At 69.9% G+C, this 25,834-nt stretch carries 25 protein-coding genes; 20 read left to right on the top strand and 5 right to left on the bottom strand.

Translation table 11 applies throughout. From position 1 onward, the window contains the following. Positions 1-40 precede the first annotated feature (40 nt). The gene (sepH, locus tag ACFUPX_RS40405) at positions 41-1,138 is read right to left on the bottom strand and encodes a septation protein SepH (RefSeq protein WP_383334054.1); all 1,098 of its coding nucleotides are present in this window, start codon (positions 1,136-1,138) and stop codon (positions 41-43) included. Between the two features lie 463 nt (positions 1,139-1,601). On the opposite strand from sepH, the gene ACFUPX_RS40400 reads away from it, so the two are divergent. After that, on the top strand, positions 1,602-2,870 hold the full coding sequence (locus ACFUPX_RS40400; RefSeq protein WP_383334053.1) for a hypothetical protein: 1,269 nt from the start codon (positions 1,602-1,604) through the stop codon (positions 2,868-2,870). Between the two features lie 8 nt (positions 2,871-2,878). On the opposite strand, the gene ACFUPX_RS40395 is transcribed toward ACFUPX_RS40400, so the two are convergent. Together ACFUPX_RS40395 and ACFUPX_RS40390 are read right to left on the bottom strand one after the other, a co-directional pair. Beyond that, positions 2,879-4,204 carry a D-arabinono-1,4-lactone oxidase gene (locus ACFUPX_RS40395; RefSeq protein WP_383334051.1) on the bottom strand — a complete coding sequence of 442 codons (1,326 nt, stop codon included), beginning with the start codon at positions 4,202-4,204 and terminating at the stop codon, positions 2,879-2,881. Beyond that, positions 4,158-5,402 (bottom strand): MFS transporter, encoded by a 1,245-nt coding sequence (locus tag ACFUPX_RS40390; RefSeq protein WP_383334058.1) that lies wholly within the window; start codon positions 5,400-5,402, stop codon positions 4,158-4,160. The genes ACFUPX_RS40395 and ACFUPX_RS40390 overlap by 47 nt, the downstream gene beginning before the upstream one ends. Positions 5,403-5,556: 154 nt before the next feature. Between ACFUPX_RS40390 and ACFUPX_RS40385 the strand changes: the two genes are divergently transcribed. Next, on the top strand, positions 5,557-6,684 hold the full coding sequence (locus tag ACFUPX_RS40385; protein ID WP_383334049.1) for a ferrochelatase: 1,128 nt from the start codon (positions 5,557-5,559) through the stop codon (positions 6,682-6,684). A gap of 10 nt (positions 6,685-6,694) precedes the next feature. Further along, positions 6,695-7,492: an inositol monophosphatase family protein gene (locus ACFUPX_RS40380; RefSeq protein ID WP_383334047.1), complete on the top strand. Its 798-nt coding sequence runs from the start codon at positions 6,695-6,697 to the stop codon at positions 7,490-7,492. Positions 7,493-7,588: 96 nt separating this feature from the next. Here the strand turns inward: ACFUPX_RS40380 and ACFUPX_RS40375 are convergent, their stop codons facing one another. Then, positions 7,589-7,762, bottom strand: a complete 174-nt coding sequence (locus tag ACFUPX_RS40375; protein ID WP_167357823.1) for a hypothetical protein — start codon at positions 7,760-7,762, stop codon at positions 7,589-7,591. A gap of 317 nt (positions 7,763-8,079) precedes the next feature. Between ACFUPX_RS40375 and ACFUPX_RS40370 the strand changes: the two genes are divergently transcribed. The 4 genes from ACFUPX_RS40370 to ACFUPX_RS40355 all read left to right on the top strand — a co-directional run bounded on the left by ACFUPX_RS40370 (position 8,080) and on the right by ACFUPX_RS40355 (position 11,604). Continuing rightward, the gene (locus ACFUPX_RS40370; protein ID WP_135331070.1) at positions 8,080-8,733 is read left to right on the top strand and encodes a response regulator transcription factor; all 654 of its coding nucleotides are present in this window, start codon (positions 8,080-8,082) and stop codon (positions 8,731-8,733) included. 6 nt (positions 8,734-8,739) lie between these two features. Then, on the top strand, positions 8,740-9,972 hold the full coding sequence (locus ACFUPX_RS40365; protein ID WP_383334044.1) for a sensor histidine kinase: 1,233 nt from the start codon (positions 8,740-8,742) through the stop codon (positions 9,970-9,972). A gap of 392 nt (positions 9,973-10,364) precedes the next feature. Then, complete coding sequence (locus ACFUPX_RS40360) at positions 10,365-10,661, top strand: DUF4193 domain-containing protein (protein ID WP_055544889.1); 297 nt, start codon at positions 10,365-10,367, stop codon at positions 10,659-10,661. Between the two features lie 13 nt (positions 10,662-10,674). Continuing rightward, positions 10,675-11,604: a hypothetical protein gene (locus tag ACFUPX_RS40355; RefSeq protein ID WP_383334042.1), complete on the top strand. Its 930-nt coding sequence runs from the start codon at positions 10,675-10,677 to the stop codon at positions 11,602-11,604. A gap of 3 nt (positions 11,605-11,607) precedes the next feature. On the opposite strand, the gene ACFUPX_RS40350 is transcribed toward ACFUPX_RS40355, so the two are convergent. Then, the gene (locus tag ACFUPX_RS40350; protein ID WP_383334040.1) at positions 11,608-12,054 is read right to left on the bottom strand and encodes a DUF3093 domain-containing protein; all 447 of its coding nucleotides are present in this window, start codon (positions 12,052-12,054) and stop codon (positions 11,608-11,610) included. Positions 12,055-12,112: 58 nt separating this feature from the next. On the opposite strand from ACFUPX_RS40350, the gene ACFUPX_RS40345 reads away from it, so the two are divergent. The 13 genes from ACFUPX_RS40345 to ACFUPX_RS40285 all read left to right on the top strand — a co-directional run bounded on the left by ACFUPX_RS40345 (position 12,113) and on the right by ACFUPX_RS40285 (position 25,786). Then, positions 12,113-12,697: a PaaI family thioesterase gene (locus ACFUPX_RS40345; protein ID WP_383334038.1), complete on the top strand. Its 585-nt coding sequence runs from the start codon at positions 12,113-12,115 to the stop codon at positions 12,695-12,697. After that, complete coding sequence (gene dut / locus ACFUPX_RS40340; protein ID WP_383334036.1) at positions 12,694-13,230, top strand: dUTP diphosphatase; 537 nt, start codon at positions 12,694-12,696, stop codon at positions 13,228-13,230. The genes ACFUPX_RS40345 and dut overlap by 4 nt, the downstream gene beginning before the upstream one ends. A gap of 1 nt (position 13,231) precedes the next feature. Further along, positions 13,232-14,005 carry a DUF3710 domain-containing protein gene (locus ACFUPX_RS40335; protein ID WP_383334034.1) on the top strand — a complete coding sequence of 258 codons (774 nt, stop codon included), beginning with the start codon at positions 13,232-13,234 and terminating at the stop codon, positions 14,003-14,005. Between the two features lie 298 nt (positions 14,006-14,303). Beyond that, positions 14,304-14,393 carry a K(+)-transporting ATPase subunit F gene (gene kdpF, locus ACFUPX_RS40330; RefSeq protein WP_033264828.1) on the top strand — a complete coding sequence of 30 codons (90 nt, stop codon included), beginning with the start codon at positions 14,304-14,306 and terminating at the stop codon, positions 14,391-14,393. 8 nt (positions 14,394-14,401) lie between these two features. Further along, positions 14,402-16,066: a potassium-transporting ATPase subunit KdpA gene (gene kdpA / locus ACFUPX_RS40325; RefSeq protein WP_383334031.1), complete on the top strand. Its 1,665-nt coding sequence runs from the start codon at positions 14,402-14,404 to the stop codon at positions 16,064-16,066. After that, positions 16,063-18,225, top strand: coding sequence for a potassium-transporting ATPase subunit KdpB (gene kdpB, locus ACFUPX_RS40320; protein WP_383334029.1), 2,163 nt, complete (start codon positions 16,063-16,065; stop codon positions 18,223-18,225). Before kdpA ends, kdpB begins: the two co-directional genes overlap by 4 nt. Before the next feature lie 23 nt (positions 18,226-18,248). After that, the gene (locus tag ACFUPX_RS40315; RefSeq protein WP_383334027.1) at positions 18,249-18,929 is read left to right on the top strand and encodes a potassium-transporting ATPase subunit C; all 681 of its coding nucleotides are present in this window, start codon (positions 18,249-18,251) and stop codon (positions 18,927-18,929) included. Positions 18,930-19,107: 178 nt separating this feature from the next. Beyond that, positions 19,108-20,334, top strand: coding sequence for an alginate lyase family protein (locus tag ACFUPX_RS40310; RefSeq protein WP_383334025.1), 1,227 nt, complete (start codon positions 19,108-19,110; stop codon positions 20,332-20,334). A 93-nt stretch (positions 20,335-20,427) separates the two neighbouring features. Beyond that, entirely contained in the window at positions 20,428-21,108 is a 681-nt protein-coding gene (locus tag ACFUPX_RS40305; protein ID WP_383334023.1) for an ABC transporter ATP-binding protein, read from the top strand. Between the two features lie 150 nt (positions 21,109-21,258). Next, positions 21,259-23,805, top strand: a complete 2,547-nt coding sequence (locus tag ACFUPX_RS40300) for an ATP-binding protein (protein WP_383334021.1) — start codon at positions 21,259-21,261, stop codon at positions 23,803-23,805. A gap of 44 nt (positions 23,806-23,849) precedes the next feature. Beyond that, the gene (locus tag ACFUPX_RS40295; RefSeq protein ID WP_383334056.1) at positions 23,850-24,533 is read left to right on the top strand and encodes a response regulator; all 684 of its coding nucleotides are present in this window, start codon (positions 23,850-23,852) and stop codon (positions 24,531-24,533) included. Between the two features lie 89 nt (positions 24,534-24,622). Next, a complete protein-coding gene (locus ACFUPX_RS40290) occupies positions 24,623-25,021 on the top strand; it encodes an OB-fold nucleic acid binding domain-containing protein (RefSeq protein ID WP_249587256.1) in 399 nt (132 codons plus the stop codon). A gap of 3 nt (positions 25,022-25,024) precedes the next feature. Continuing rightward, on the top strand, positions 25,025-25,786 hold the full coding sequence (locus ACFUPX_RS40285; protein WP_383334019.1) for a DUF3159 domain-containing protein: 762 nt from the start codon (positions 25,025-25,027) through the stop codon (positions 25,784-25,786). Positions 25,787-25,834 lie beyond the last annotated feature (48 nt).

Genomic DNA, 25,834 nt, shown 5'->3' with positions numbered 1-25,834 from the left:
CACCTGAACGGTGCGGGGCCCGACCACGTACAACCGGGTGCTACTCCTGCTTCTTGCGGCGCGTGCCGAAGACGATCTCGTCCCAGCTCGGCACCGCCGCGCGCCGCCCGGGACGGACGCCGTCGGCCTCCGCCTGGCGGTCGGTGGTGCCCACGAGGCGGTCGCGGTGGCTGGCCACCGAGCGCGGCATCAGGACGTCCGCGTACGCGGCGCCCGCTCCGGCCGACGCCGCGGGGGGCTCCTCGGCCTCCGGGTCCTGCTCGGGCTCCTCCGTCGGGGGGAGATCCGTGGCGGGCAGTGCGGGGCGCTCCGGCACGATCATGTCGCCACGGAAGCTCGGCACCGCCTCCAGGAGGCTGGTGAGCGAGTCCCGCTCCGACTCGGAGACGGCCGCCGTCGCACCGGTGGCCGTGCCCTCCTCGAGCGGCTCCGGGGGCATGGGCGCGCTCGGGCGCTCCAGCTGCCGGTCCAGGGCGCGGTCGAGCGGCCGGTCGAGCGAGGGCCTGTCCCGGGGCAGCCTGGCGATGCGCGGCACGAACGGGAAGCTGGGCTCGGGCGCGGCGATGTCGTCCGTCTCGCCGATCAGCGAGCGCGCCTCGTCGTCCACGGCCTGCACGAGCCGCCGAGGCGGGTCGTACGTCCAGCTCGCGGAGTGCGGTTCGGTCGCGACGCGGTAGACGAGCAGGACCTCCCAGGTGCCGTCGTCACGGCGCCAGGAGTCCCACTGGACGGTCTCCTTGTCGGCGCCGCGCATGAGCAGGCGCTCCGAGACGGCCTCGCCGAGCTGGGGTCCGGTGTTCTCGCCGGGACGGCGCACGGGAGTCTTCCGGGCCCGCTCCGCCATGAAGGCGCGCTCGGCGAGCACGGGTCCTTCGAAGCGGCGGACGCGATCGACGGGGATTCCGGCGAGCGAGGCGACTTCCTCCGCGCTGGCACCGGCACGTATCCGTGCCTGGATGTCGCGGGGACGGAGGTGGCTCTCCACCTCGATCTCGATCTGGCCGAGACGCGGACGGTCGCCGCGCACCGCTGCGCGCAGCCGCTCGTCGATCGGAAGCGTGTACTCCGTGCTGTCCGCAGCTTTCAGCACCAGCCGTGTGCCGTCGTTGCTGACGGCCACGACACGCAGTTCGGGCATGGGAACCTCCCGGGTGGTGCCTGCCGACGTCACGTGCGTCGCTGCTTCCGCTAGTCGAGTGTGGCCTGCCCGGGTGCAGCCTGCCACAACCTTGCCGAGTTGCCCGGCGTGTCGGGCATGGGCCCTAGGTCGCCGTTATGGCACGGTGACCTATTCGCAACTCTCAGTGACCACTTCGGTCACCCTGTGCAGCGAGCCCCCTCCCGGCGGTCCTGGAAAGGCCCCGGGCACCCAGGTGGGAGACCGGACCCAGGGCTCGCAACAGTACTCCATTCGGGCCACGCGGGTGGTCCGCCGCGCCGCCGAAGTTCTCGCGGGGGACGGGAGTTGGCGCCTCGGGATACCCGGGCAGGGTGGTGCATGAGTGGCACACTTCACGGAATCTCCAGAAACGGAACTATCCACTTCACCCATACGTCCCTTTCTCGTGCAGTCAGTCGAGAAAGGCAGGCAAGGGTCGGAGATGCGTGAAAAGCCGGAATCCGGCAAGGAGTCGAAGGACCGGGCGACGGACCTGCCGACGGGCGAGGAGGAGCCGAGCGGGAAGCGGCGCCTCGATCTGAGTGTGCCGCAGGTGGCGGGGAGCGCCGTGGCCGCGGTCGTGGCGGCGAAGCTCGCTTCGAGCTTCGGCGTCTACGGAACGATCCTCGGCGCCGGTGTGGTGAGCGCCGTCGCGACCTGCGGCGGCACGCTCTTCCAGCACTTCTTCCGCCGCACGGGCGAGCAGATACGTGACGTCGCCGTGCAGGCCAAGCCGCGGGCGTACCAGGTGCCGCCGACCGACGCCTCGGGTGCGCCGGTGGCCGAGACGTTCAGGGCGCAGGCGTACACAGGGGCGGCTCACGCGGGTGCCGCGGCGCACGCCGGGGCGGGACCTGTGACGACGACCTGGGGGAGAGCGGTCGACGCCGACGCCACTTCGGTGCCGCCCGTCGCGGGAGATCTGGACCGCACGACGGTGGTGCCCGTCATCGGCGATGTCGACCGTACGAGTGTGCTGCCCGCGGTGGGTGACGCCGATCGCACTTCGGTGCTTCCGGCCGCCGGTGACGCCGACCGCACCACCGTGCTGCGCGTGACGGGCGCCGACGCCGATGCCGACAGGACGCAGCTGCTCGGATCGGTCGACGCCACCCAGCCGGCGCCCCGGGACGACGCGACGCGCGTCCTGCGGCAGGCGGGCCCCGCCGTGCCGGTCGAGCCGCTGCCCTCGGACGAGTTCACCGACGGGACCACGCATCGCACGCAGGTCCGAAGCTGGAAGCGGCCGCTGATCGCGGCGGCGGTCGTCTTCGGTGTGGCCATGGCCGGGATCACGACGTACGAGATCGTCTCCGGCGAGGACTTCAGCGGGGGCCACGGCACCACGATCGGCAACGGATTCTCGGGCGGGGGCAGCTCGTCCGACCGCGGGCCCGCGCCCTCGACCGAACCCTCCGAACAGCCGTCCGACGGCCCCTCCACGGGTACGGACGACGGCTCGCAGCAGGACGGCGGCGCCTCGCAGGACCCGAGCGGGTCGAACTCGCAGTCCCCGGACACCGGGAACGACTCGGGCTCCGGTTCGAAGGACGACCCCGACAAGGGTTCGGACTCCGACGACGGCTCCAAGACGGACCCGACGCCCACCCCCACGCCCACCCCGACCCCGACGCCGACCCCCACTCCGTCGAGCGGCACCGGGAACGGCGGCGGCGACGACGCGCAGCGGGACGCGACCCCCAACCCGTAGGCGACCGCTCAGTCGCCCAGGACGCGCCGCAGGTAGTCGTTGCCGAACATGCGGTCCGGGTCAAGCCGGTCGCGCAGGGCCGTGAACTCGGCGAAGCGCGGATAGGCCTGCGCGAAGTAGTCGGCGCCGCGGGTGTGGATCTTGCCCCAGTGAGGCCTGCCCTCGTGCGCGGTGAAGATCCGCTCCGCGGCGGTGAAGTACGCCTGGTAGGGCGTGCCCCGGTACATGTGGACGGCGATGTACGCGCTGTCCCGGCCCGAGGCGGTGGAGAGCGTGATGTCGTCGGCGGGGGCCGTGCGGACCTCCACGGGGAAGCTGATCCGCAGATTCGAGCGCTCCACCATCGCCTTCAGCTCGCGCAGCGTCTCGACGAGGGCGGCCCGCGGGACGGCGTACTCCATCTCCACGAAGCGCACGCGGCGCGGGCTTGTGAAGACCTTGTAGGGGATGTCCGTGTACGTGCGGGCGGAGAGCGCCTTGCTGGAGATCTTGGCGATGCCCGGGATCGTCGCGGGGACGGCCCTGCCGATCGTGTTGACCACCTGGAAGAGGCCGTTGGAGAGAATCTCGTCCTCTACGAAGGCGCTGACCCGGCCGGGCGGTGCCTCGGGGCCCGCGCTGCGGTTGTTGCGCTTGGTGGTGCAGTTGCCGGTGTGCGGGAACCAGTAGAACTCGAAGTGCTCGTTCTCGGCGTGCAGCGCGTCGAACTCGCTCGTCACCTTGTCGAAGGTCATCGGCTCCTCACGGGCGGTGAGGAAGAAGACGGGCTCGACGGCGAAGGTGATCGCGCTGATCACGCCGAGTGCGCCGATCCCGAGCCGGGCCGCCGCGAAGACCTCGGGATTCTCCTTCTCCGAGCAGGTGAGGACCGTGCCGTCCGCGGTGACGAGATCAAGTGCCTTGATCTGTGCGGAGATCGACGCCGAATCGCGGCCCGTGCCGTGGGTTCCGGTGCTGATCGCGCCGGAGACCGTCTGCTCCATGATGTCGCCCATGTTCGTGAGCGAGAGGCCTTCGCGGGCGAGCGCCGCGTTCAGACGCTTCAGCGGGGTGCCCGCTTCCACGGTGACGGTGCCCGCCTCGCGGTCGATCCTGCGGATCCCGGTGAGGAGTTCGGGGCGTATCAGGAGGCCGTCGGTGGCCGCGGCCGCCGTGAAGGAGTGGCCGGTGCCCGTCGGCTTCGCCCTGAGGCCGTCCTCCTTGGCCTGACGCAGCGCCGCGGAGAGTTCGTCGACCGATGCCGGGGTGACCTCCCTGACCGGACGTGCGGTGACGTTGCCCGCCCAGTTACGCCACGCCGCTGTGCTCTTCCCGCTGCCCGTTGTCGTGCTCATGGGTCCCTCCCCGTTGCGGAACCGGCTTCTTCAGCCGGCGATACCCAAGGAACCCGACCGCCACCGCGACGGCCCCCGACAGTCCGGGGACCGCGTACCCGGCGTCCGATCCGGCCGCGTCGATGACCCAGCCGGCCGCGGAGGAGCCGAGCGCGACGCCGACCGCGAGTCCGGTGCTCACCCAGGTCATGCCCTCGGTCAGCTTCGCGCGTGGTACGTGCTGTTCGACGAGGGCCATCGTCGTGATCATGGTCGGCGCTATGGAAAGGCCCGCGATGAACAACGCCACGGCCAGAAACGGAAGGTTCCCGACCAACTGAAGCGGGATCATACTCACGGCCATCGCACAGACACCCAGCAGCCACCTCGGGGCGGGAGCGCCCTTGAAGTGCATGAGCCCGAAGGCGGCCCCGGCCACACAGGAGCCGAGCGCGTACACCGCGAGGACGAGGCTCGCCATCGCCTTGTGGCCCTGGTCCTCCGCGTACGCGACGGTCACCACGTCGATGGACCCGAAGATCGCCCCCGTCGCGGCGAAGGTCGCGACCAGCACCTGGAGCCCGCCGGAGCGCAACGCCGAGCCCTTGGTGTGGTGTTCACGCCCGTGCGGCACGGGCTCGGTGGCCCGCTGGGACGTAAGCCAGAAGACGCCCACGGCGAGGAAGACGCCGGCCATGAGCGGCCCGGCCTCGGGAAACCACACCGTGGAGAGCCCGATCGAGATGATCGGCCCGAAGATGAAGCAGATCTCGTCCACCACGGACTCGAAGGAGTACGCGGTGTGCAGCTGCGGGGTGTCCCGGTAGAGGACCGCCCAGCGCGCCCTGATCATCGACCCCACGCTCGGCACGCAGCCGACGAGGGCGGCGAAGGCGAACAGCGTCCAGTCCGGGAGTCCGTACTTCGCGCAGAGCAGGAGCCCGGCGACCGCGACCAGGGACGCGAGGGTCGCGGGCCGCAGCACCCGCCGCTGGCCGTACCGGTCGACGAGGCGCGAGATCTGCGGGCCGATCGCGGCCGCGGAGAGCGCGACGGTCGCGGAGAGCGCGCCCGCGAGGCCGTACCGCCCGGTGAGCTGGGACACCATCGTCACGATGCCGATGCCCATCATCGACAGCGGCATCCGCCCGAGGAAGCCCGCCGTCGAGAACCCCTTGGTGCCGGGGGCGGCGAATATGGCGCGGTAAGGGCTCGGCACGTGGGACTCCGCTGAGGCGCCGGGCGGCTCCGTGCGGACGATGCGCACGGCCGCTCCGGTAAGGCGTAAAGATGGCTAATACAGCTTACGGCTCCGACAGGCCGGGCCGCACCGTGATTTTCGGCTGTCGGTGGCGGGTGGCAGGATCGGATGTATGTCCGATGCGCTCGATGCCTCTCCCTATGACGCCCTGCTGCTGCTCTCGTTCGGCGGCCCCGAAGGCCCTGACGACGTCGTCCCGTTCCTGGAGAACGTGACGCGGGGCCGCGGCATCCCCAAGGAGCGGCTCAAGGAGGTGGGGCAGCACTACTTCCTGTTCGGCGGGGTCAGCCCGATCAACGACCAGAACCGCGCCCTGCTGGACGCCCTGCGCAAGGACTTCGCCGAGCACGGCCTGGACCTGCCGGTCTACTGGGGCAACCGCAACTGGGCCCCCTACCTGACCGACACCCTGCGCGAGCTCGTCCAGGACGGCCACCGCAGCGTGCTCGTCCTCGCGACCAGCGCGTACGCCTCGTACTCGGGCTGCCGCCAGTACCGCGAGAACCTGGCCGAGTCCCTCGCCGTGCTGGCGTCGGAGGGCCTCGCGGTGCCGCGCGTCGACAAGCTGCGGCACTACTTCAACCACCCCGGCTTCGTCCGCCCCATGATCGACGGGGTTCTGGAATCCCTGGCCGGGCTCCCCGACGACGTGCGTGAAGGCGCGCACCTCGCCTTCACGACGCACTCCATCCCGACCGCGGCCGCCGACACCTCGGGGCGCGTGGAGGACCACGGGGACGGTGGCGCGTACGTCGCCGAGCACCTGGACGTGGCCAGGACCATCGCCGGCGCGGTGCGCGAGGAGACCGGCGTCGACCACCCCTGGCAGCTCGTCTACCAGTCGCGCAGCGGCTCCCCGCACACCCCGTGGCTGGAGCCCGACATCTGTGATCACCTGGAGGAGCGGCACGCCGCGGGCGCACCCGCCGTGGTGATGGTCCCGATCGGCTTCGTCTCGGACCACATGGAGGTGCTGTACGACCTCGACACCGAGGCCGAGGCCAAGGCAGCGGACCTCGGTCTCCCGGTCCGCCGCTCGGCCACCGTCGGCGCCGACCCGCGGTTCGCCGCCGCGGTGCGCGATCTCGTCCTGGAGCGTGCCGCCAAGGAGGGCGGGCACGACGTCGCCCCCTGCGTCCTGGGCGCGCTCGGCGCTAGCCACGACCTGTGCCCGGTGGGCTGCTGCCCCTCGCGCGCCCCGAAGCCCGCCGCCGCGGGCGCCGACAGCCCGTACGCGTAAGGATGTTGACGTGACCGACCTCAAGACCGAACTCCTGGGCGCCGCCCTGGAGGCCGCCCACCGCGCGGGCGCCTTCCTGCGCGACGGGCGCCCGGACGACCTGGGCGTGGCCGCCACGAAGACCAGTGCGGTCGACGTCGTCACCGAGATGGACATCGCCTCCGAGAAGCTGATCACCGACTTCTTCGCCGAGCGCAGGCCGGATGACGGCGTGCTCGGCGAGGAGGGCGCGAGCTCCGAGGGCAGCAGCGGCATCCAGTGGGTGATCGACCCGATCGACGGCACCGTCAACTACCTCTACGGACGGCCCGACTGGTCCGTCTCCATCGCCGCCCGCAAGGACGGCGAGACGCTCGTGGGCGTGGTGCACGCCCCGATGCGCGGCGAGACCTACCGCGCGGTCCTCGGGGAGGGCGCCTTCGTCAACGACAAGCCCGCGCACGCCCGCCCCGCGCCCCCGTTCGAACAGGCCCTCGTCGGCACCGGCTTCGGGTACGTCGCCCAGCGCCGCGCCCACCAGGCCGAGGTGGCCAGCCGGCTGATTCCGCTGGTCCGGGACATCCGCCGCGGCGGCTCTGCGGCGATCGACCTGTGCGACGTCGCGCTCGGCCGCCTGGACGCGTACTACGAGCGTGGCCTCAACCCGTGGGACTTCGCCGCCGGTGACCTCGTCGCACGGGAGGCGGGCGCGCTGACCGGCGGACGCCCCGGCCAGGCCCTCTCGGGCGAGCTGACGGTCGCCGCCCCGCCCGGCCTCTTCGAGGACCTCCAGGGCCGCCTGGAGGAGCTCGGCGCCTGGCACGACTGAGCGACGCGGAGACGCGGAGACGTGAAGACACAGCACAGCAGGGCCCCGGCATCTCGTCCACGGATGCCGGGGCCCTGCTGCGTACGAAGGAAGGGATCAGGCGTGCAGCGCGCCGACCTCCACCCCGTGCTCGGCGGCCAGCCGGTGGAGATCTTCGAGCTCGGCCTGCTCGACCTCGGCAAGGAAGTCGTCGCCCGTTTCACGGGCCTTCGTGAGGTCGGACTCCGTGGCCTTTATGCGCTGCAGCAGTCCTGCGGTAAAAGCGTCCATGGTTGCGCCCCCTCGGCTGGGTCGTGGGTCGATGGCACGGGGGTGTGCCCTCAAGGAAGGGGCGATCACGACTCGAGCCGCCCGCCCTGGAGAAGCGGGTTGTGGCGCGCCAGATACAAAGCGTGATCGCGGGTGTGAGGTCGTCCTCCCCGGGCTCCCTTCCACGGAAACCTCAACCGCCGGAGAAAGTCCCGCATTCCCCGGCGAGGACTGCGCGGGACTCCGCCTTACGGCCGGTTTATGGCCGAAAGGGGCAGGATGGAGGCCACACCCCACGAACAGACCTGCCCGCAGGGGCACAGAGGAAGGACAGCGCCGTGCGCGTACTCGTCGTCGAGGACGAGCAACTGCTCGCCGATGCGGTGGCCACCGGACTACGCCGGGAGGCCATGGCCGTCGACGTCGTGTACGACGGAGCGGCCGCCCTGGAACGCATCGGGGTCAATGACTACGACGTCGTGGTGCTCGACCGGGACCTCCCGCTCGTGCACGGCGACGACGTCTGCCGCAAGATCGTCGAGCTCGGCATGCCGACCCGCGTCCTGATGCTCACCGCGTCGGGCGACGTCAGCGACCGCGTCGAGGGCCTGGAGATCGGCGCCGACGACTACCTCCCCAAGCCCTTCGCGTTCAGCGAGCTCACGGCACGCGTGCGTGCCCTCGGCCGGCGTACGAGCGTCCCGCTGCCGCCCGTCCTGGAGCGCGCCGGGATCAAGCTCGACCCGAACCGCCGCGAGATCTTCCGCGACGGCAAGGAGATCCAGCTGGCCCCCAAGGAGTTCGCCGTCCTCGAAGTGCTGCTGCGCAGCGAGGGCGCCGTCGTCTCCGCCGAGCAGCTTCTCGAGAAGGCCTGGGACGAGAACACCGACCCGTTCACGAACGTGGTGCGGGTGACCGTCATGACCCTGCGGCGGAAGCTCGGCGAGCCCGCCGTCATCGTGACGGTGCCCGGCTCCGGCTACCGGATCTGATCCCCGGTGGCCGCGACCCCGGCGCCACCGACGGCGCCTCCGAAACCCACCTGGGATCCCAGGAAGGCCGAAGTCCCCTTCCCGTGGCTGCGCCCCACGATCCGTATACGTCTGACCCTGCTCTACGGCGGCATGTTCTTGATCGCGGGCATCCTGCTGCTCTCGATCATCTATCTGCTGGCCGCGCAGGCCCTGAACGTGGGCAGCGAACTGCCGTTCAAGATCGTCTCCGGTCAGGTGGCCAGCGAGAAGTGCAACTTCCCGGGCTCGCCGTCGGCCAGCGAGCTCAACCACGCCATGAACGCCTGCGTCAACGAACAGCGCCAGGACGCTCTGGACAACCTCCTGAGCCGTTCGCTGCTCGCCCTGCTCGGGCTCGCGGTGATCGCCTTCGCCTTCGGTTACGCGATGGCGGGCCGCGTCCTGTCCCCGCTCGGCCGCATCACGCGCACCGCGCGCAGGGTGGCGGGCACGGACCTCTCGCGGCGCATCGAACTGGACGGCCCCGACGACGAGTTGAAGGAGCTCTCGGACACCTTCGACGAGATGCTCGACCGCCTGGAGCGGGCCTTCACCGCCCAGCAGCGCTTCGTCGGCAACGCGTCCCACGAGCTGCGCACCCCGCTCGCGATCAACCGCACGCTGCTCGAGGTGCACCTCTCCGACCCCGGGGCGCCCCCCGAGCTCCACCAGCTCGGCAAGACGCTCCTGGCCACGAACGAACGCAGTGAGCAGCTCGTGGAGGGCCTGCTGCTGCTCGCCCGCAGCGACAACCAGATCGTGGAGCGCAAACCCGTCGACCTCGCCGAGGTCGCGGACCGCGCCGTCGACCAGGTGCGGTCCGAGGCGGACGCGAAGGGCGTGGAGATCCGCGGGGAGCGGGCCTCCGCCGTCGTCCAGGGCAACGGCGTACTCCTGGAGCGGATCGCCCTGAACCTCGTCCAGAACGCCGTCAGGTACAACGTGCCGGACGAGGGCTGGGTGGAGGTCACCACGGAGGCCCAGCACGGCCAGGCGGTCCTCGTGGTGTCGAACACGGGTCCCGTGGTTCCCGCGTACGAGATCGACAACCTCTTCGAGCCGTTCAGGCGGCTGCGGACCGAGCGCACGGGCAGCGACAAGGGCGTCGGACTCGGCCTGTCGATCGCCCGATCGGTGGCGCGGGCCCACGGGGGCCGTATCATCGCGGAGCCGCGCGAGGGGGGAGGGCTCGTGATGCGAGTCACCCTTCCTCTCTGAGATGCTGCCGCGGACGCGCCGCGGTGTTCGCTTTGCGCGGAATTTTCGGGACCTGCTCCTGGAGATCTCGTGTGCGATCGATCACAGGGGCGATTTTTCGGCCATCTACTCTCCGTGATCGTGAAAGTCGTTGGAAAGCCGGGAAAATCCGGGTTTTCAGGGGTCTTGATCACGGGAAGTACACGGGGTGGCGCCTGTGAAGTGCGACATTCGGACCGTGTACGGTCCCGATCGCCATCCAAACCGATCACCTCCTGAGGGGTGCGGTTGGGTGTCGATTGAGTAACAGACCTTGATGTGAGGCAAAATCTCCGCCTCAGGTCGGGCACAAGTCCGGCCTCTCACGCGTTACGGCGCTGAGACACCGCAGACACCCAGAGGGGGAGAGCGACATGGCAACGGACTACGACACCCCACGTAAGACCGACGATGACGTCAACGAGGACAGCATCGAGGAACTCAAGGCGCGTCGGAACGACAAGTCGACGTCGGCCGTAGACGTCGACGAGTTCGAGGCCGCAGAGGGCCTCGAACTGCCCGGCGCGGACCTTTCGAACGAGGAGCTCGCCGTTCGGGTGCTCCCGAAGCAGCAGGACGAGTTCACCTGCATGAGCTGCTTCCTGGTGCACCACCGCAGCCAGCTGGCCAGGGAGAAGAACGGCCAGCCGATCTGCCGCGACTGCGACTAGGGCAGGGTCGGCCGTGACAGGCTCGACCCCGCCGAGGAAGCGCCGCTTCCGCAAGCGCGGAGCGGACCAACCGATCGCCGCCCCCGACGGCGTGCGTGACGACGAGCGGGGCTCTTCCCCCAACGGAAAAGCCTCGCTCGGACCAGCGAACGCCCTGGAGGTGGCACACGACGAGACGGCGGCCGACAAGGCGTCAGGGGCCAACGGGTCCAAGGGCCGGGTTGCCGCCGTCACGGACGGAGTCAAGGCGGGCGTACGCATGAGCGGACGCGGCGCCAAAGCCGGCATCGGCTATCTCGCCGACCGGATCATCGAGAACGCCCCGCGGATCCCGATCCGCGACCTGGGCACCCTCCGCAAGCAGTTCCCGGGTCTCGACCCCGAGCAGCTCGCGGACAAACTCATCTCCGGCGCGGCCAACGCGACCTCGACCGTAGGGGCCGGAGTCGGCGCCGCGGCGATGATGCCCGTGCCGCCCGCGATGCCCGCGGAGATGGCCGCCGAGATCACCGGCGTCGCGGCGATCGAGCTGAAGCTGATCGCCGAACTCCACGAGGTCTACGGCAGGCGCCCGCCGGGCAATTTCCAGGAGCGCAGCACCGCCTACCTCACGGCGTGGACCGAGGAGCGCGGCATCGACGTGGTCAAGCCCGCTTCGGTCAACGCGGCGCTCGGCGGCCAGATGAAGCGCGAGCTGCGCCAGCAGATCATGAAGCGCATGGTGCGGAACCTCCCGAACCTGATGCCCTTCATGGTCGGCGCCGCGGTCGGGGCGGTGATGAACCGCCGGGACACCAAGAAGCTCGCTGAGCGGGTCCGTACGGACCTGCGGAGGTCGCAGGTGCCCTGGGGTGCCCTCATCGAGCTGCCGCCCCTTGAGCAGCCCGTGAAGCCTCTTGACCCGCTGCGCCCCGACGCCCCGCCGGAGGAGCTGGGGGCCTGAGTCCTAGGAAGCCCGCACCGCGGTGAGCGCTGCCGCGAGCGCCTCGGGGTTCCGCGTCGACACGTACACGTACGGGGTCGGGTCCTGCGGGTCCGTGATCTCTACGCGCAGTGCCGTCGGGATGTAGGCGCGCAGCAGCATGAAGGCGCGCGGGTCGGCCTTGGGCCCGCGCCAGGCGCGCGCCTCCTGTGCGTCGAGTACCACCGGCTCGCCCAGGGCGGAGACCGGGATCTTCGCGTCACCCACGACGAACGAACCCGCCACCACGCGGATCCGGGGGGAGCCGTACGAACTGGTGACGACCGCGGCGACCGCCGTCCCGGCGACCAGACCGCCGAGCAGCGGCAGGGTGCCGAAGGGGAGCATGATCAGCGCCATCGCGACTCCGACCAGGAGCGAGACAAGCCACCAGGAGCGGGGCGCCGTCAGGCGTTCTTCGTAAGGCTGCATGGACGCAAGCTTGGCACGATGAGTCGAGTCAGTGGACTCGCGGGTAAGGTCTGCGGCTGTGAGTGGTACTTCAGCAGCTTTGACGCCCCCGGCCGATGCCATAGCGCCCGTCCGCCACCCCGACGCGCCCGCCCCCGGCGAGCTCATCGGAGCCCATTACGAGCACTGTTTCGGCTGCGGCGAAGGACAGGCCCACGGGCTGCACCTCGCCACGCGTGCCGGTGAAGGTGTGGGCGTCACCGCCGAGTTCACCGTCCGGGAGGCCCACCAGGGCGCCCCGGGCCTCGCCCACGGCGGAGTGCTCGCCACGGCGCTCGACGAGACGCTCGGCTCGCTGAACTGGCTGCTTCGGGTGATCGCCGTGACCGGCCGGCTCGAGACCGACTTCGCGCTGCCCGTGCCGCTGGGCACCGTGCTCTTCCTCGACGCCGAGGTGACCGCCGTCGCGGGGCGCAAGATCTACTCCCGGGCCACCGGGCGGATCGGCGGCCCCGAGGGGCCCGTCGCCGTCCGCGCCAAGGCCCTCTTCATCGAGGTCAAGGTCGACCACTTCGTCGAGAACGGCCGCCCGGAGGAGATCCGGGCCGCCATGGACGACCCGGACCAGCTCCGCCGCGCACGTGCTTTCGAGGTGAACCCGTGACCCCCGTACCCCGTCCGGAGCTCGACGTCCTGATCCGTCGCGTCGACCCCGAAGTACCGCTGCCGTCGTATGCGCGGCCCGGTGACGCGGGAGCGGATCTGCGGACCACCGAAGCGCACGAACTCGCTCCGGGCGAGCGGGTGGTGCTCCCCACCGGGGTGTCCATCGCGCTGCCCGAGGGGTACGCGGCCTTCGTGCACCCGCGATCCGGTCTCGCCGCCCGCTGCGGTGTCGCCCTGGTGAATGCCCCAGGGACGGTGGATGCCGGGTACCGTGGAGAGATCAAGGTGATCGTGGTGAATCTCGACCCGCGCGAACGCGTGCGGTTCGAGCGCTTCGACCGGATTGCCCAACTGGTCGTCCAGCAGGTCGAGAAGGTGCGCTTCCGGGAGGTGGCGGAGCTTCCCGACTCGGCGCGGGCCGAGGGGGGCTTCGGGTCCACCGGCGGCCATGCCGCCGTGGGCGCAGGCCCGGGTGAACAAACGGGTGGGAATCGATACGCATCGGTCGTATCTGACCGGGAAGGACAGTGACGTGTTCGGACGTCGCAAGAAGGACAGTGCCGCCGAGGACGCGGCGGGCGAGGCCGAGCAGGTCGTCGAGGACCGTGACGGCGCTGACAGCGAAGACACGTCCGCGGCGTCGTCGCGCGTGAGGCTCGAGCCCGAGCCCCGCCCCGACGGTCCCTGGGACGTCTCGGAGGTCCGGGAGCCCGGCGAGGGCCGGGTGGACCTCGGCGGCCTCTTCGTACCGGGTGTCGAGGGCATGGAGCTGCGGGTGGAGGTCGCGGGTGACGCGATCGTCGCGGCGACCGTCGTCCTCCAGGACAGCGCGATCCAGCTCCAGGGCTTCGCCGCCCCCAAGAAGCAGGGCATCTGGGGCGAGGTCCGCGAGGAGATCGCCTCGGGCATCACCCAGCAGGGCGGTGTCATCGACGAGGTCGAGGGCCCCCTCGGCTGGGAGCTGCGCGCCCAGGTGCCGGTGCAGCTGCCGGACGGCACCGGCGGGGTGCAGGTCGTGCGCTTCATCGGTGTCGACGGTCCGCGGTGGTTCCTGCGCGGGGTCATCTCCGGTCAGGGCGCGGTGCAGCCGCAGGCCGCGGGTCTCCTGGAGCAGATCTTCCGGGACACCGTCATCGTGCGCGGCGAGGGCCCGATGGCTCCCCGCGACCCGATCGTCCTGAAGCTGCCGGACGACGCCCAGATGGTCGCGGAGGGCGCCGTCCAGCAGGAGCAGCAGGAGGGCTCGCGCTTCTCCGGTGGCATGGGCCAGCTCCAGCGGGGCCCCGAGATCACCGAGGTGCGCTAGCCGCCCCACGAGTTGCAGGCCGATGGGCCGTACTCCCTGACGGGAGTGCGGCCCATCGGCGTTTTCGCAGGTCGGGGCGGTAGCGCGGAGGCAACCGTAAGAGAGTCGTCAAGGGAGCGCCGACGGACGTAAGGGAGACGTCAACGGCGGTCGAATCCAGCCACGGAGGGGGTTTCCTCAAGACGTCAGATCACTCGCATCTCATCTAGGAGCACACGATGGCCGACGTGGCCTTCGTCGTCACCACGATCGCGGTATTCGCGCTGGTGGCGTTCATCGCCAAGGGGGTGGCGAAGCTATGACTGCCGAGAACATCGTCGGTCTCGTCGTGGCCGTCGCCCTGCTGGGCTATCTCGTCCTCGCTCTCGTGTTCCCGGAGAGGTTCTGAGTACGGATATGAGCCCTGTTCTTGCTGGTGTGCTCCAGTTCCTGGCGCTGTTCGTCGCGCTGGCCCTGGCATACCGTCCGCTCGGTGACCACATGGCCAAGGTCTACTCCTCCGAGAAGCATCTGCGCGTGGAGAAGTGGATCTACAAGGGCATAGGCGCCGACCCGAACGCCGAGATGCGCTGGCCCGCCTATCTGCGCGGGGTGCTCGCCTTCTCCGCCGTGAGTGTGCTGTTCCTGTATCTGCTCCAGCGGCTCCAGGGCTCGCTTCCCGGGTCGCTCGGCTTCAAGGCCATCGATCCCGACCAGGCGTTCAACACCGCCGCGTCGTTCGTGGCGAACACCAACTGGCAGTCGTACTACGGCGAGCAGGCCATGGGCCACGTCGTGCAGACGGGCGGTCTCGCGGTCCAGAACTTCGTCTCCGCGGCCGTGGGCATCGCCGTCGCGGTGGCCCTGGTGCGGGGCTTCGCCCGCTCGCGCACGGGGGAGCTGGGGAACTTCTGGTCCGACCTGGTGCGCGGCACGGTCCGCATCCTGATCCCGATCTCCGTGATCGGCGCGCTCGTCCTGGTCGCCTGCGGCGCCATCCAGAACTTCTCCGGCATCCACGGGGTCGGCCAGTTCCTGGGCGGCAGCCAGGAGTGGAACGGGGGAGCGGTGGCCTCGCAGGAGGTCATCAAGGAGCTGGGTACCAACGGAGGCGGCTACTTCAACGCCAACTCCGCCCACCCCTTCGAGAACCCGAACGGGCTCTCCAACCTGTTCGAGGTCTTCCTGATCCTGGTGATCCCGTTCGCCCTGACCCGCACCTTCGGCCGCATGGTCGGCAGCGTGCGGCAGGGATACGCGATCCTCGCCACGATGGCGACGATCTGGATCGGGTTCACCGCGCTGATGATGTGGACCGAGTTCCACCACGGGGCTCCCGCCTTCGACATCGCGGGCGGCGCCATGGAGGGCAAGGAGACGCGGTTCGGCATCAGCGGCTCGGCGATCTTCTCGGTCGCCACGACGCTGACCTCGACCGGCGCGGTCAACTCCTTCCACTCCTCCAACACCGGTTTCGGCGGCGGGCTCAACCTGCTCGGCATGCAGCTGGGCGAGATCGCGCCCGGTGGCACGGGGTCGGGGCTCTACGGCATGTTGATCATGGCCATCATCGCGGTGTTCATCGCCGGTCTGATGGTGGGGCGTACGCCGGAGTACCTGGGCAAGAAGATCGGCACCCGCGAGATCAAGCTGGCGGCCTGCTACATCCTCGTCACCCCCGCCCTGGTCCTCGGCTTCACCGCGGTGTCGATGGCGCTGCCCACGCCCAAGGACTCGATGCTCAACTCCGGTGCGCACGGCTTCTCCGAGATCCTCTACGCCTACACCTCGGGCGCCAACAACAACGGCTCGGCGTTCGCGGGGCTCAGCGCGGACACGAACTGGTTCAACACCACGATCGGTCTGGCGATGCTGCTCGGCCGCTTCCTGCCGATGGTGTTCGTCCTCGCCCTCGCGGGTTCGCTGGCCGAACAGAAGCCGATTCCGGCCACCGCGGGCACCCTGCGCACCGAGAAGCCGCTGTTCACCGGGTTGCTGGTCGGCACCATCATGATCATCACCGGTCTGACCTACTTCCCCGCGCTGGCCCTCGGGCCGCTGGCCGAGGGGCTCGCGTCATGACCACCGACACAGAGAAGCCAGAGGAGCCCGGCTCCATGTCCACCGCTACTCCCACCCGCGCGCCGCACCAGGACCTGTCCGGCGGGCACAAGGATGCCAAGGACGCCAAGGACGCCGGCCGCGTCGGTGGGGGCCTGTTCGACCCCAAGCAGCTCCTGAAGTCCTTCCCCGACGCCGTGAAGAAGCTCGATCCGCGGGTGATGGTCAAGTCGCCCGTCATGTTCGTGGTGCTCGTCGGCTCGGTGGTCACCACGGTCCTCGCGGTCAAGGATCCGGGCGACTGGTTCGGCTGGGCGATCGCCGCCTGGCTCTGGCTGACCACGGTCTTCGCCAACCTGGCGGAGGCGGTGGCCGAGGGCCGCGGCAAGGCGCAGGCCGACACCCTGCGCAAGGCCAAGACCGACACGGTGGCGCGCCGGCTCGACGGCACGACCGAGGAGCAGGTGCCCGGCACGGAGCTGCGCATCGGCGATCTGGTCGTCTGCGAGGCGGGCGACGTGATCCCCGGTGACGGGGACGTCGTCGAGGGGGTGGCGAGCGTCGACGAGTCGGCGATCACCGGTGAATCGGCCCCGGTCATCCGGGAGTCGGGCGGTGACCGCTCCGCCGTCACCGGAGGCACCAAGGTCCTCTCCGACCGCATCGTCATCAAGATCACGACGAAGCCCGGCGAGACCTTCATCGACCGCATGATCAACCTGGTCGAGGGCGCCGCCCGGCAGAAGACGCCCAACGAGATCGCGCTCAACATCCTGCTCGCGTCGCTCACGATCGTCTTCCTGCTGGCGGTCGTCACGCTCCAGCCGTTCGCCGTGTACGCGGGTGCCGAGCAGTCCATGATCGTGCTCGCCGCGCTCCTGGTGTGCCTGATCCCGACGACGATCGGCGCGCTGCTCTCCGCGATCGGCATCGCGGGCATGGACCGCCTGGTCCAGCGCAACGTCCTTGCCATGTCGGGGCGTGCGGTCGAGGCCGCGGGTGACGTCTCGACGCTGCTGCTCGACAAGACGGGCACCATCACGCTCGGCAACCGGCAGGCCGCCGAGTTCGTGCCGGTGCGCGGGACGACCGAGGCCGAGCTCGCGGACGCCGCCCAGCTCTCGTCGCTGGCCGACGAGACGCCCGAGGGCCGCTCCATCGTCGTACTGGCGAAGGAGAAGTACGGGCTTCGCGAGCGCCACCAGGGTGAGCTGGAGGGGGCCGAGTGGGTGGCCTTCACCGCACAGACGCGGATGTCCGGCGTCGACCTCGACCAGGAGGGGAGCGGGCGCAAGGTCCGCAAGGGCGCGACCGGTTCGGTCGTCGCCTGGGTCACCGAGAACGGCGGCACCGTCTCCGGCGACGCGCAGGGCCTGACCGACACCATCTCGCAGGCCGGTGGCACTCCGCTCCTGGTCGCGGCGGTGGACGAGAAGGGGGCGCGCGTCCTTGGCGTCATCCATCTGAAGGACGTCGTCAAGGAGGGCATGCGGGAGCGGTTCGACGAGCTGCGGCGCATGGGCATCAAGACGGTCATGATCACGGGCGACAACCCGCTGACCGCCAAGGCGATCGCGGACGAGGCGGGCGTGGACGACTTCCTCGCCGAGGCCACGCCCGAGGACAAGATGGCGCTGATCAAGCGCGAGCAGGCCGGTGGCAAGCTCGTCGCGATGACCGGTGACGGCACGAACGACGCGCCGGCGCTGGCCCAGGCCGACGTGGGCGTGGCCATGAACACCGGGACCTCGGCCGCCAAGGAGGCCGGGAACATGGTGGACCTGGACTCCAACCCCACCAAGCTCATCGAGATCGTCGAGATCGGCAAGCAACTCCTGATCACCCGGGGTGCGTTGACGACCTTCTCGATCGCCAACGACGTCGCGAAGTACTTCGCGATCATCCCCGCGATGTTCGCCGTGGTCTATCCCGGTCTCGACAAGCTCAACATCATGAACCTGTCGTCCCCGGAGTCGGCCATCCTGTCGGCCGTCATCTTCAACGCGCTGATCATCATCGCCCTGGTGCCGCTGGCCCTCAAGGGCGTGCGGTACCGGCCGATGAGCGCGGACCGGATGCTGCGGCGCAATCTCGGCATCTACGGACTCGGCGGTCTCGTCGCCCCGTTCATCGGCATCAAGATCATCGACCTGATCATCTCCCTCATCCCCGGGCTGTAATTTCCTGAAAGCGTGCTGACGCCATGAACAACTCAGTTGGAAGCACGGCGCGGTTGCTGGGGGCGGGCCTGCGCGCCCTGCTCGTCCTCACCGTCATCTGCGGTGTCATCTATCCGCTGGCCGTCACCGGGGTCGCCCAGGCCCTGTTCAACGACAAGGCCAACGGCTCGGAGGTCAGAAGCGGGGGCAAGGTCGTCGGTTCCGAGCTCATCGGGCAGACGTACGACCTGCCGCTGAAGAAGGGCCAGGAGACGGCCGCGCCCGACCTGAAGTGGTTCCAGCCACGGCCGTCCAACGGCCTGGGCTCCAACCAGGATTCGGGCGTGAACACTCAGTACGAGCTGATCCTGTCGGGCGCGACGAACCTGTCCGGTGACAACAAGGACCTGATCGCGAACGTCAGGGCCGCCAAGGCCGCCGTGGTCAAGGACAACTCCACGGACGGCTTCGAGGTCAAGCCCTCGGACGTGCCCGCCGAGGCCGTCACCTCGTCCGGCTCGGGCCTGGACCCGCACATCTCCCCGGAGTACGCGGAGCTTCAGGCCCACCGGGTGGCGGAGAGGAACGGCCTCGACGTGAACAAGGTCGAGAAGCTGGTGGACGAGCACACCGACGGACGGACCCTCGGCTTCGTGGGCGAGCCCCGCGTCAACGTCCTCCGGCTCAACGTCGCGCTGAAGGAACTCGTGGCGCAAAGCCGCTGACGCCGCCCCCTCTGAGCAGGGCCTCTGCCTTTTCCGGCAGGGGTCCTGCGCTGTTGCGTGCATGGCACCGGAAACTTCACGCCTTGACGGAAGTCTGGTCCGTACTTATGGTCTCGGCCCAACACGCGTGTTCAGAAAGGTACTTGAAGTTCACATACGAGAATGGATGGCCCTTCGCATGGCTGACGCCCCCACGCCCGTGCGCCACCGCCGCAGATCGCGCACGGCAGTCCTCGCGACCCTCGCCACCGTGGTGACCGCACTGGTCGCCGCCCTCCTCGCGTGGCCCGGCGCCGAGCGCGCCGCCGCCGCGCCCAGCACCTTCGCGCACCCCGGAGTCGCCGTCTCCCGCGGCCAGCTGGACTTCACCAGGGAGAAGGTCAACGCCGGTGCCCAGCCCTGGAAGGGCGCCTACGACCAGATGATGGGGAGCAAGTACGCCTCCCTGTCGCGCACGCCGAAGCCCCGCGCGGTCGTCGAGTGCGGCTCGTACTCGGACCCCAACTACGGCTGTACGGACGAGCGCGAGGACGCGACAGCCGCGTACACCACCGCTCTCGCCTGGTACTTCACCCGTGACGACCGCTACGCCAAGAAGTCCATCGAGCTGATGGACGCCTGGTCCGCCACCATCAAGGACCACACCAACAGCAACGCCCCGCTGCAGACCGGCTGGGCGGGGTCGTCCTGGCCCAGGGCCGCCGAGATCATCAAGCACACGTACACCGGCAGCTGGGGCAACTCGGGCCGCTTCGCGACGATGCTGCGCACCGTCTACCTGCCCGAGATCATCAACGGCTCCAACTCCAACGGCAACTGGGAGCTGTCGATGATGGAGGCCGCCATCGGCATCTCCGTCTTCCTCGAGGACAAGGGGTCGTATGACAAGGCGATGGCGAAGTTCCGTACGCGCACCGCCGCCTACATCTACCTCGCTTCCGACGGCGATCTGCCCAAGACCGTGCCCAGCCAGAACCTGGACACCCGGGCGAAGATCGTCAAGTACTGGCAGGGGCAGGGCACCTTCACCACCGGGCTCACCCAGGAGACGTGCCGCGACTTCACCCACACCGGATACGGGCTCTCCGCGATCTCCCACGTCGCCGAGACCAGCCGCATCCAGGGCCAGGACCTCTACACGACGGACGTCGGCGAGCGGCTGCGCCAGGGCCTCGGCTTCCAGGCCAAGTACGAACTGGGCGAGGCGCCGCCGAGCTCCCTGTGCGGCGGCACCCTCCACCGGGGCCTCGGGCCCGTCACCGAGGTCGGCTACAACGCGCTCCACAACCGCCTCGGCCATGCCATGAGCAACACCCAGAAGCTCACCGAGAAGAACCGCCCGGCAGGTTCCAACAACCTGTTCGTCGCCTGGGAGACCCTGACCCACGCGGACAACCCGAGCTGATCGGGATCTTGTTGGGCCGGGCGTCCGGTGACCATACTGGCGCCCGGCCCAACAGGGCCGTACGGGGGATCTGAGGGATTTGGGGGAGGCGACATGACCGGGAGCGCAGTCGTCGTCGAGGACCTGCACCGGACCTACGGCAGTGGCGCGTCCGCCGTGCACGCCCTGCGCGGTGTCTCCTTCGCCGTCCCGCGCGGCGAGCTCGTCGCCCTGAAGGGGCGTTCGGGGTCCGGCAAGACCACCCTGCTCAATCTCGTGGGCGGGCTCGACACCCCGGACGCGGGGAAGATCACCGTCGAAGGGCTCGAACTCGCGGGCCTCGGCGAGAGCGGCCTCCTGGAGCTGCGCCGCGACCGCGTCGGCTTCATCTTCCAGTCCTTCGGGCTCATCCCGATCCTCACTGCCGCCGAGAACGTCGGCGTGCCCCTGCGGCTGCGCAGGGTCGACCCCCGAGAGCGCGAGGAGCGCGTCGCCCTGCTGCTCGCCCTGGTGGGGCTCGCCGACCACGCCGAGCAGCGTCCCGGCGAGCTCTCCGGAGGACAGCAGCAGCGGGTGGCGATCGCCCGCGCGCTCGCCAACAAGCCCTCCCTGCTCATCGCGGACGAACCCACCGGGCAGCTGGACGCCGAGACGGGCCTCGCGGTGATGGAGCTGCTGCGCGCCGTCGTCCGCGGCGAGGGCGTCACCGCCCTGGTCGCCACGCACGACGCGGCCCTGCTCGACCTCGCCGACCGGGTCCTCGAACTGGGCGACGGCGAGATCGTCGAGCACTGATTCCCGCTCTTCCCACCGGCAGGGCGCGGACCTGCCACATCAGGGTTGCGTCAAGGAGCGCGCGCGGGCGCACCTCAGTCCGAATTGTGGGAATTGTTGGCCGTAAGGTCGACGCTGCGTACAGAGCAGTTTCGGGAAGACAATGGGGCCATGGCACGCGGGAAGCTTCGGATATACCTCGGTTCGGCACCGGGCGTCGGCAAGACGTACGCGATGCTGTCCGAGGCGCACCGCCGTATCGAGCGCGGCACCGACTGCGTCGTGGCCTTCGTGGAGCACCACGACAGGCCGCGCACCGAGGTGATGCTGCACGGCCTGGAGCAGGTCGCCCGCAAGGACCTGGACTACCGCGGCACCCTCTTCACCGAGATGGACGTCGACGCCGTCCTGGAGCGGGCACCTGCCGTCGCCCTCGTGGACGAACTGGCCCACACCAATGTCCCCGGCTCCCGCAACGCCAAGCGCTGGCAGGACGTCGAAGAACTCCTCGCCGCCGGCATCGACGTCGTCTCGACCGTCAACATCCAGCATCTGGAGTCGCTCGGCGACGTCGTCGAGTCGATCACCGGCGTGCGCCAGCGCGAGACCGTGCCGGACGAAGTGGTGCGGCGCGCGGACCAGATAGAGCTGGTCGACATGTCGCCCCAGGCGCTGCGCCGCCGCATGGCGCACGGCAACATCTACAAGTCCGACCGGGTCGACGCCGCCCTGTCCAACTACTTCCGGCCCGGCAACCTCACCGCCCTGCGCGAGCTCGCGCTGCTCTGGGTCGCCGACCGGGTCGACGAATACCTCCAGCAGTACCGCGGCGAGCACGACATCCGCTCCACCTGGCAGGCCCGCGAGCGCATCGTCGTCGGACTCACCGGCGGCCCCGAGGGCCGCACGCTCATCCGCCGCGCCTCGCGGATGGCCGCCAAGGGCTCCGGCAGCGAGATCCTCGCCGTCTACATCGCCCGCAGCGACGGTCTGACCGCGGCCTCGCCCAAGGAGCTCGCCGTCCAGCGCACCCTCGTGGAGGACCTGGGCGGCACCTTCCACCACGTCATCGGCGACGACATACCGGCCGCCCTGCTCGACTTCGCCCGCGGCGTCAACGCCACCCAGATCGTCCTCGGCTCCTCGCGCCGCAAGACCTGGCAGTACATCTTCGGACCCGGCGTCGGCGCGACGGTCGCCCGCGAGTCCGGCCCCGACCTGGACGTCCACATCGTCACGCACGACGAGGTCGCCAAGGGCCGCGGCCTGCCCGTGGCCCGCGGGGCACGCCTGGGGCGCTCCCGCAGCATCTGGGGCTGGCTGGTGGGCGTCGCGGGCCCCGCCCTCCTGACGCTGCTCCTGACCCATGTCGACGCCGACCTCGGCCTCGCCAACGACATGCTGCTGTTCCTGACGCTCACCGTCGCCGCCGCGCTGCTCGGCGGGCTGCTCCCGGCCCTGGCGTCGGCGGCCTTCGGCTCGCTGCTCCTCAATTACTACTTCACGCCACCGCGGCACCTGTGGACGATCTCCGACTCCAAGAACATCGTCGCGATCATCGTCTTCGTGGGCGTCGCGATCTCCGTCGCCTCCGTGGTGGACCTCGCCGCCCGCCGCACCCATCAGGCCGCCCGGCTGCGCGCCGAGTCGGAGATACTCTCCTTCCTCGCGGGCAGCGTGCTGCGCGGCGAGACCTCGCTCGACGCTCTCCTGGAGCGCGTGCGCGAGACCTTCAGCATGGATTCCGTGGCCCTTCTGGAGCGGGAGAGCGACGTCGCCCCCTGGACCTGCGCGGGGCGGGTCGGCGAGGGCCGCACCATCGAACGTCCCGAGGACGCGGACGTGGACATGCCGGTCGGCGACCACATGGCGCTTGCCCTGTCCGGCCGGGTCCTGCCCGCGGAGGACCGCCGGGTGCTGGCCGCGTTCGCCGCGCAGGCCGCCGTGGTCCTGGACCGCCAGCGCCTCCAGGGCGAGGCCCAGCAGGCCCGCACCCTCGCCGAGGGCAACCGCATCCGCACCGCGCTGCTCGCCGCCGTCAGCCATGACCTGCGTACGCCCCTGGCGGGCATCAAGGCGGCCGTCTCGTCCCTGCGCTCCGACGACGTGTCCTGGTCCGAGGAGGACCAGGCCGAGCTCCTCGAAGGCATCGAGGACGGCGCCGACCGCCTGGACCACCTGGTCGGAAACCTCCTGGACATGTCACGCCTGCAGACCGGCACCGTCACCCCGCTGATCCGCGAGATCGACCTCGACGAGGTCGTCCCCATGGCGCTGGGCGGCGTCCCCGTCGGCAGCGCGGACCTCGACATCCCCGAGACGCTGCCCATGGTCTCCGTCGACAAGGGACTCCTGGAGCGGGCGGTCGCCAACATCGTCGAGAACGCGGTCAAGTACAGCCTCGACGCCGAACCGGTCCTGGTCTCCGCGAGCACGCTCGGCGACCGCGTCGAACTGCGCGTCGTGGACCGCGGACCCGGCGTCCCGGATGGGGCCAAGGACCGCATCTTCGAGCCGTTCCAGCGCTACGGTGACGCTCCGCGAGGCGCGGGCGTAGGCCTGGGGCTCGCGGTGGCACGCGGCTTCGTCGAGTCCATGGGCGGCACGCTCGAGGCGGAGGACACCCCGGGCGGCGGCCTCACCATGGTCCTCACCCTGCGGGCGGCTTCGGGCGGCCCGCAGGTACGGCCGGACCTCTCGGCCCAGGTCACCTCATGACCGCCACCACCGACAAGACCCACAAGCCCGAAAGGCAGGTAGCGATGACCCGGGTGCTCGTGGTCGACGACGAGCCGCAGATCGTACGCGCCCTCGTGATCAACCTGAAGGCGCGCAAGTACGAGGTGGACGCGGCCCCGGACGGAGCCACCGCGCTCCAGCTCGCCGCCGCCCGCCACCCCGACGTGATCGTGCTCGACCTCGGTCTGCCCGACATGGACGGGGTCGAGGTCATCAAGGGCCTGCGCGGCTGGACGCGCGTCCCGATCCTGGTGCTCTCCGCGCGGCACAGCTCGGACGAGAAGGTCGAGGCGCTCGACGCGGGCGCCGACGACTACGTCACCAAGCCCTTCGGCATGGACGAGCTCCTGGCCAGGCTCCGCGCCTCCATCCGCAGGGCGGAGCCCACCGGAGCGGGCGAGGACGACGTGATGGTGGACACGCAGGACTTCACGGTCGACCTGGCCGCCAAGAAGGTCAACCGCAACGGCCGCGACGTACGCCTGACGCCCACCGAGTGGCATCTGCTCGAAGTCCTTGTCCGCAACACCGGGCGCCTGGTCAGCCAGAAACAGCTGCTCCAGGAGGTCTGGGGGCCTTCGTACGGTACGGAGACCAACTACCTGCGCGTCTACATGGCCCAGCTGCGGCGCAAGCTGGAGGCGGATCCCGCGCATCCGCGGCACTTCATCACCGAGCCTGGAATGGGTTACAGGTTCGAGCGATGAGTCAAGGGTCGGGGCGGTGCTGAGCGGGCATAAGCACAGATGAGCGCACCCGTTGCGGCGCTGTCGGTGACCCCCGGTACGCTTCCTGTATGAGTGCTGTTCCTGGTTCCGAGAAGCCGGCAGGCCGTTTCCGGCGCATGCTCGACCGGCTGTCCTCCTCCCAGGAGGATCTGGAGTCGGAGGAGCTGCGCGAGGACGCCGAAACGGCCGGGTGTACCCGCATCGGAGACTGCCACGACCGCCAGATAGTCACGGTTACTGGTACCTTGCGCACGGTCACCCTGCGACCACGCGCCGGCGTTCCCGCCCTGGAGGCGGAGCTGTTCGACGGCTCCGCGGCTCTGGACGTGGTGTGGCTCGGCAGGCGCTCCATCGTGGGGATAGAACCGGGGCGCAGGCTGATCGCGTCCGGCCGAGTCTCGATGAGCCGGGGCCGCCGGGTGCTCTTCAACCCGAAATACGAACTCAGACCCCTCGGACGGGAGTAGCCGGTGACGTCCCTCGACAAGCCGACGGACCAGGGAACCACGGATCGGGAAACGGATCAGGAAGCCGATTCCAGGGCCGTGACCGAGGCCGCGCTCTTCGAGGCCTTCGGCGGCGTGCGGGGCATGGTGGAGACCGTCGTTCCCGGCCTTCTCTTCGTGACCATCTTCACGATCAACAAGGACCTGCACATGGCCGCCATCGCGGCCCTCGCGGTGTCCCTGGTGCTCGTGGCGGTCCGCCTGGTCATGAAGGACACCGTCAAGCACGCCTTCAGCGGCGTCTTCGGAGTCGCCTTCGGCGTGGTCTTCGCGATGATGACCGGCAACGCCAAGGACTTCTATCTGCCGGGCATGCTCTACACCCTGGGCCTCGCCCTGGCCTACATCATCACGGCCCTCGCGGGCGTCCCGCTGATCGGCCTGATCCTCGGCCCGGTCTTCAAGGAGAACCTCTCCTGGCGGACCCGCAACCCCGGCCGCAAGAAGGCGTACACGAAGGCCAGTTGGGCTTGGGGCCTGATCCTGCTCGCCAAGTGCGCGATCCTCTTCCCGCTCTACTGGTGGGGGGACACGACCCAGTTCGGCTGGGTCCTGATCGCCCTGAAGATCCCGCCGTTCCTGCTCGCCGTCTACCTCACCTGGGTCTTCCTCGCGAAGGCACCGGCGCCCATCGACGTCTTCGCGGAGATGGAGGCGGAGGAGAACGCCGAGAAGGAGCGCAAGGCCGCCGCCGGGGGACAGGGGCAGCACCGCCGCGAGGTCTGATTTCCGCTGCTTGTACGTGGAGGGGGGCGCCCGGGATATCCCGGGCGC

It is taken from the genome of Streptomyces sp. NPDC057302 (genome assembly GCF_042667685.1).
In the GTDB taxonomy this organism is placed as follows: domain Bacteria; phylum Actinomycetota; class Actinomycetes; order Streptomycetales; family Streptomycetaceae; genus Streptomyces.
The sequence above is the reverse complement of the archived record's forward strand: the minus strand, read 5'-3'. Positions and strand labels throughout refer to the sequence as shown.

What these genes read in the sequence shown, in the direction of transcription:
- sepH (WP_383334054.1), bottom strand. Translation starts at nt 1,138, where the DNA reads ATGCCCGAACTGCGTGTCGTGGCCGTCAGCAACGACGGCACACGGCTG.
- ACFUPX_RS40400 (WP_383334053.1), top strand. Translation starts at nt 1,602, where the DNA reads ATGCGTGAAAAGCCGGAATCCGGCAAGGAGTCGAAGGACCGGGCGACG.
- ACFUPX_RS40395 (WP_383334051.1), bottom strand. Translation starts at nt 4,204, where the DNA reads ATGAGCACGACAACGGGCAGCGGGAAGAGCACAGCGGCGTGGCGTAAC.
- ACFUPX_RS40385 (WP_383334049.1), top strand. Translation starts at nt 5,557, where the DNA reads ATGTCCGATGCGCTCGATGCCTCTCCCTATGACGCCCTGCTGCTGCTC.
- ACFUPX_RS40375 (WP_167357823.1), bottom strand. Translation starts at nt 7,762, where the DNA reads ATGGACGCTTTTACCGCAGGACTGCTGCAGCGCATAAAGGCCACGGAG.
- ACFUPX_RS40360 (WP_055544889.1), top strand. Translation starts at nt 10,365, where the DNA reads ATGGCAACGGACTACGACACCCCACGTAAGACCGACGATGACGTCAAC.
- ACFUPX_RS40350 (WP_383334040.1), bottom strand. Translation starts at nt 12,054, where the DNA reads ATGCAGCCTTACGAAGAACGCCTGACGGCGCCCCGCTCCTGGTGGCTT.
- kdpF (WP_033264828.1), top strand. Translation starts at nt 14,304, where the DNA reads ATGACTGCCGAGAACATCGTCGGTCTCGTCGTGGCCGTCGCCCTGCTG.
- kdpA (WP_383334031.1), top strand. Translation starts at nt 14,402, where the DNA reads ATGAGCCCTGTTCTTGCTGGTGTGCTCCAGTTCCTGGCGCTGTTCGTC.
- kdpB (WP_383334029.1), top strand. Translation starts at nt 16,063, where the DNA reads ATGACCACCGACACAGAGAAGCCAGAGGAGCCCGGCTCCATGTCCACC.
- ACFUPX_RS40315 (WP_383334027.1), top strand. Translation starts at nt 18,249, where the DNA reads ATGAACAACTCAGTTGGAAGCACGGCGCGGTTGCTGGGGGCGGGCCTG.
- ACFUPX_RS40310 (WP_383334025.1), top strand. Translation starts at nt 19,108, where the DNA reads ATGGCTGACGCCCCCACGCCCGTGCGCCACCGCCGCAGATCGCGCACG.
- ACFUPX_RS40305 (WP_383334023.1), top strand. Translation starts at nt 20,428, where the DNA reads ATGACCGGGAGCGCAGTCGTCGTCGAGGACCTGCACCGGACCTACGGC.
- ACFUPX_RS40300 (WP_383334021.1), top strand. Translation starts at nt 21,259, where the DNA reads ATGGCACGCGGGAAGCTTCGGATATACCTCGGTTCGGCACCGGGCGTC.
- ACFUPX_RS40295 (WP_383334056.1), top strand. Translation starts at nt 23,850, where the DNA reads ATGACCCGGGTGCTCGTGGTCGACGACGAGCCGCAGATCGTACGCGCC.
- ACFUPX_RS40290 (WP_249587256.1), top strand. Translation starts at nt 24,623, where the DNA reads ATGAGTGCTGTTCCTGGTTCCGAGAAGCCGGCAGGCCGTTTCCGGCGC.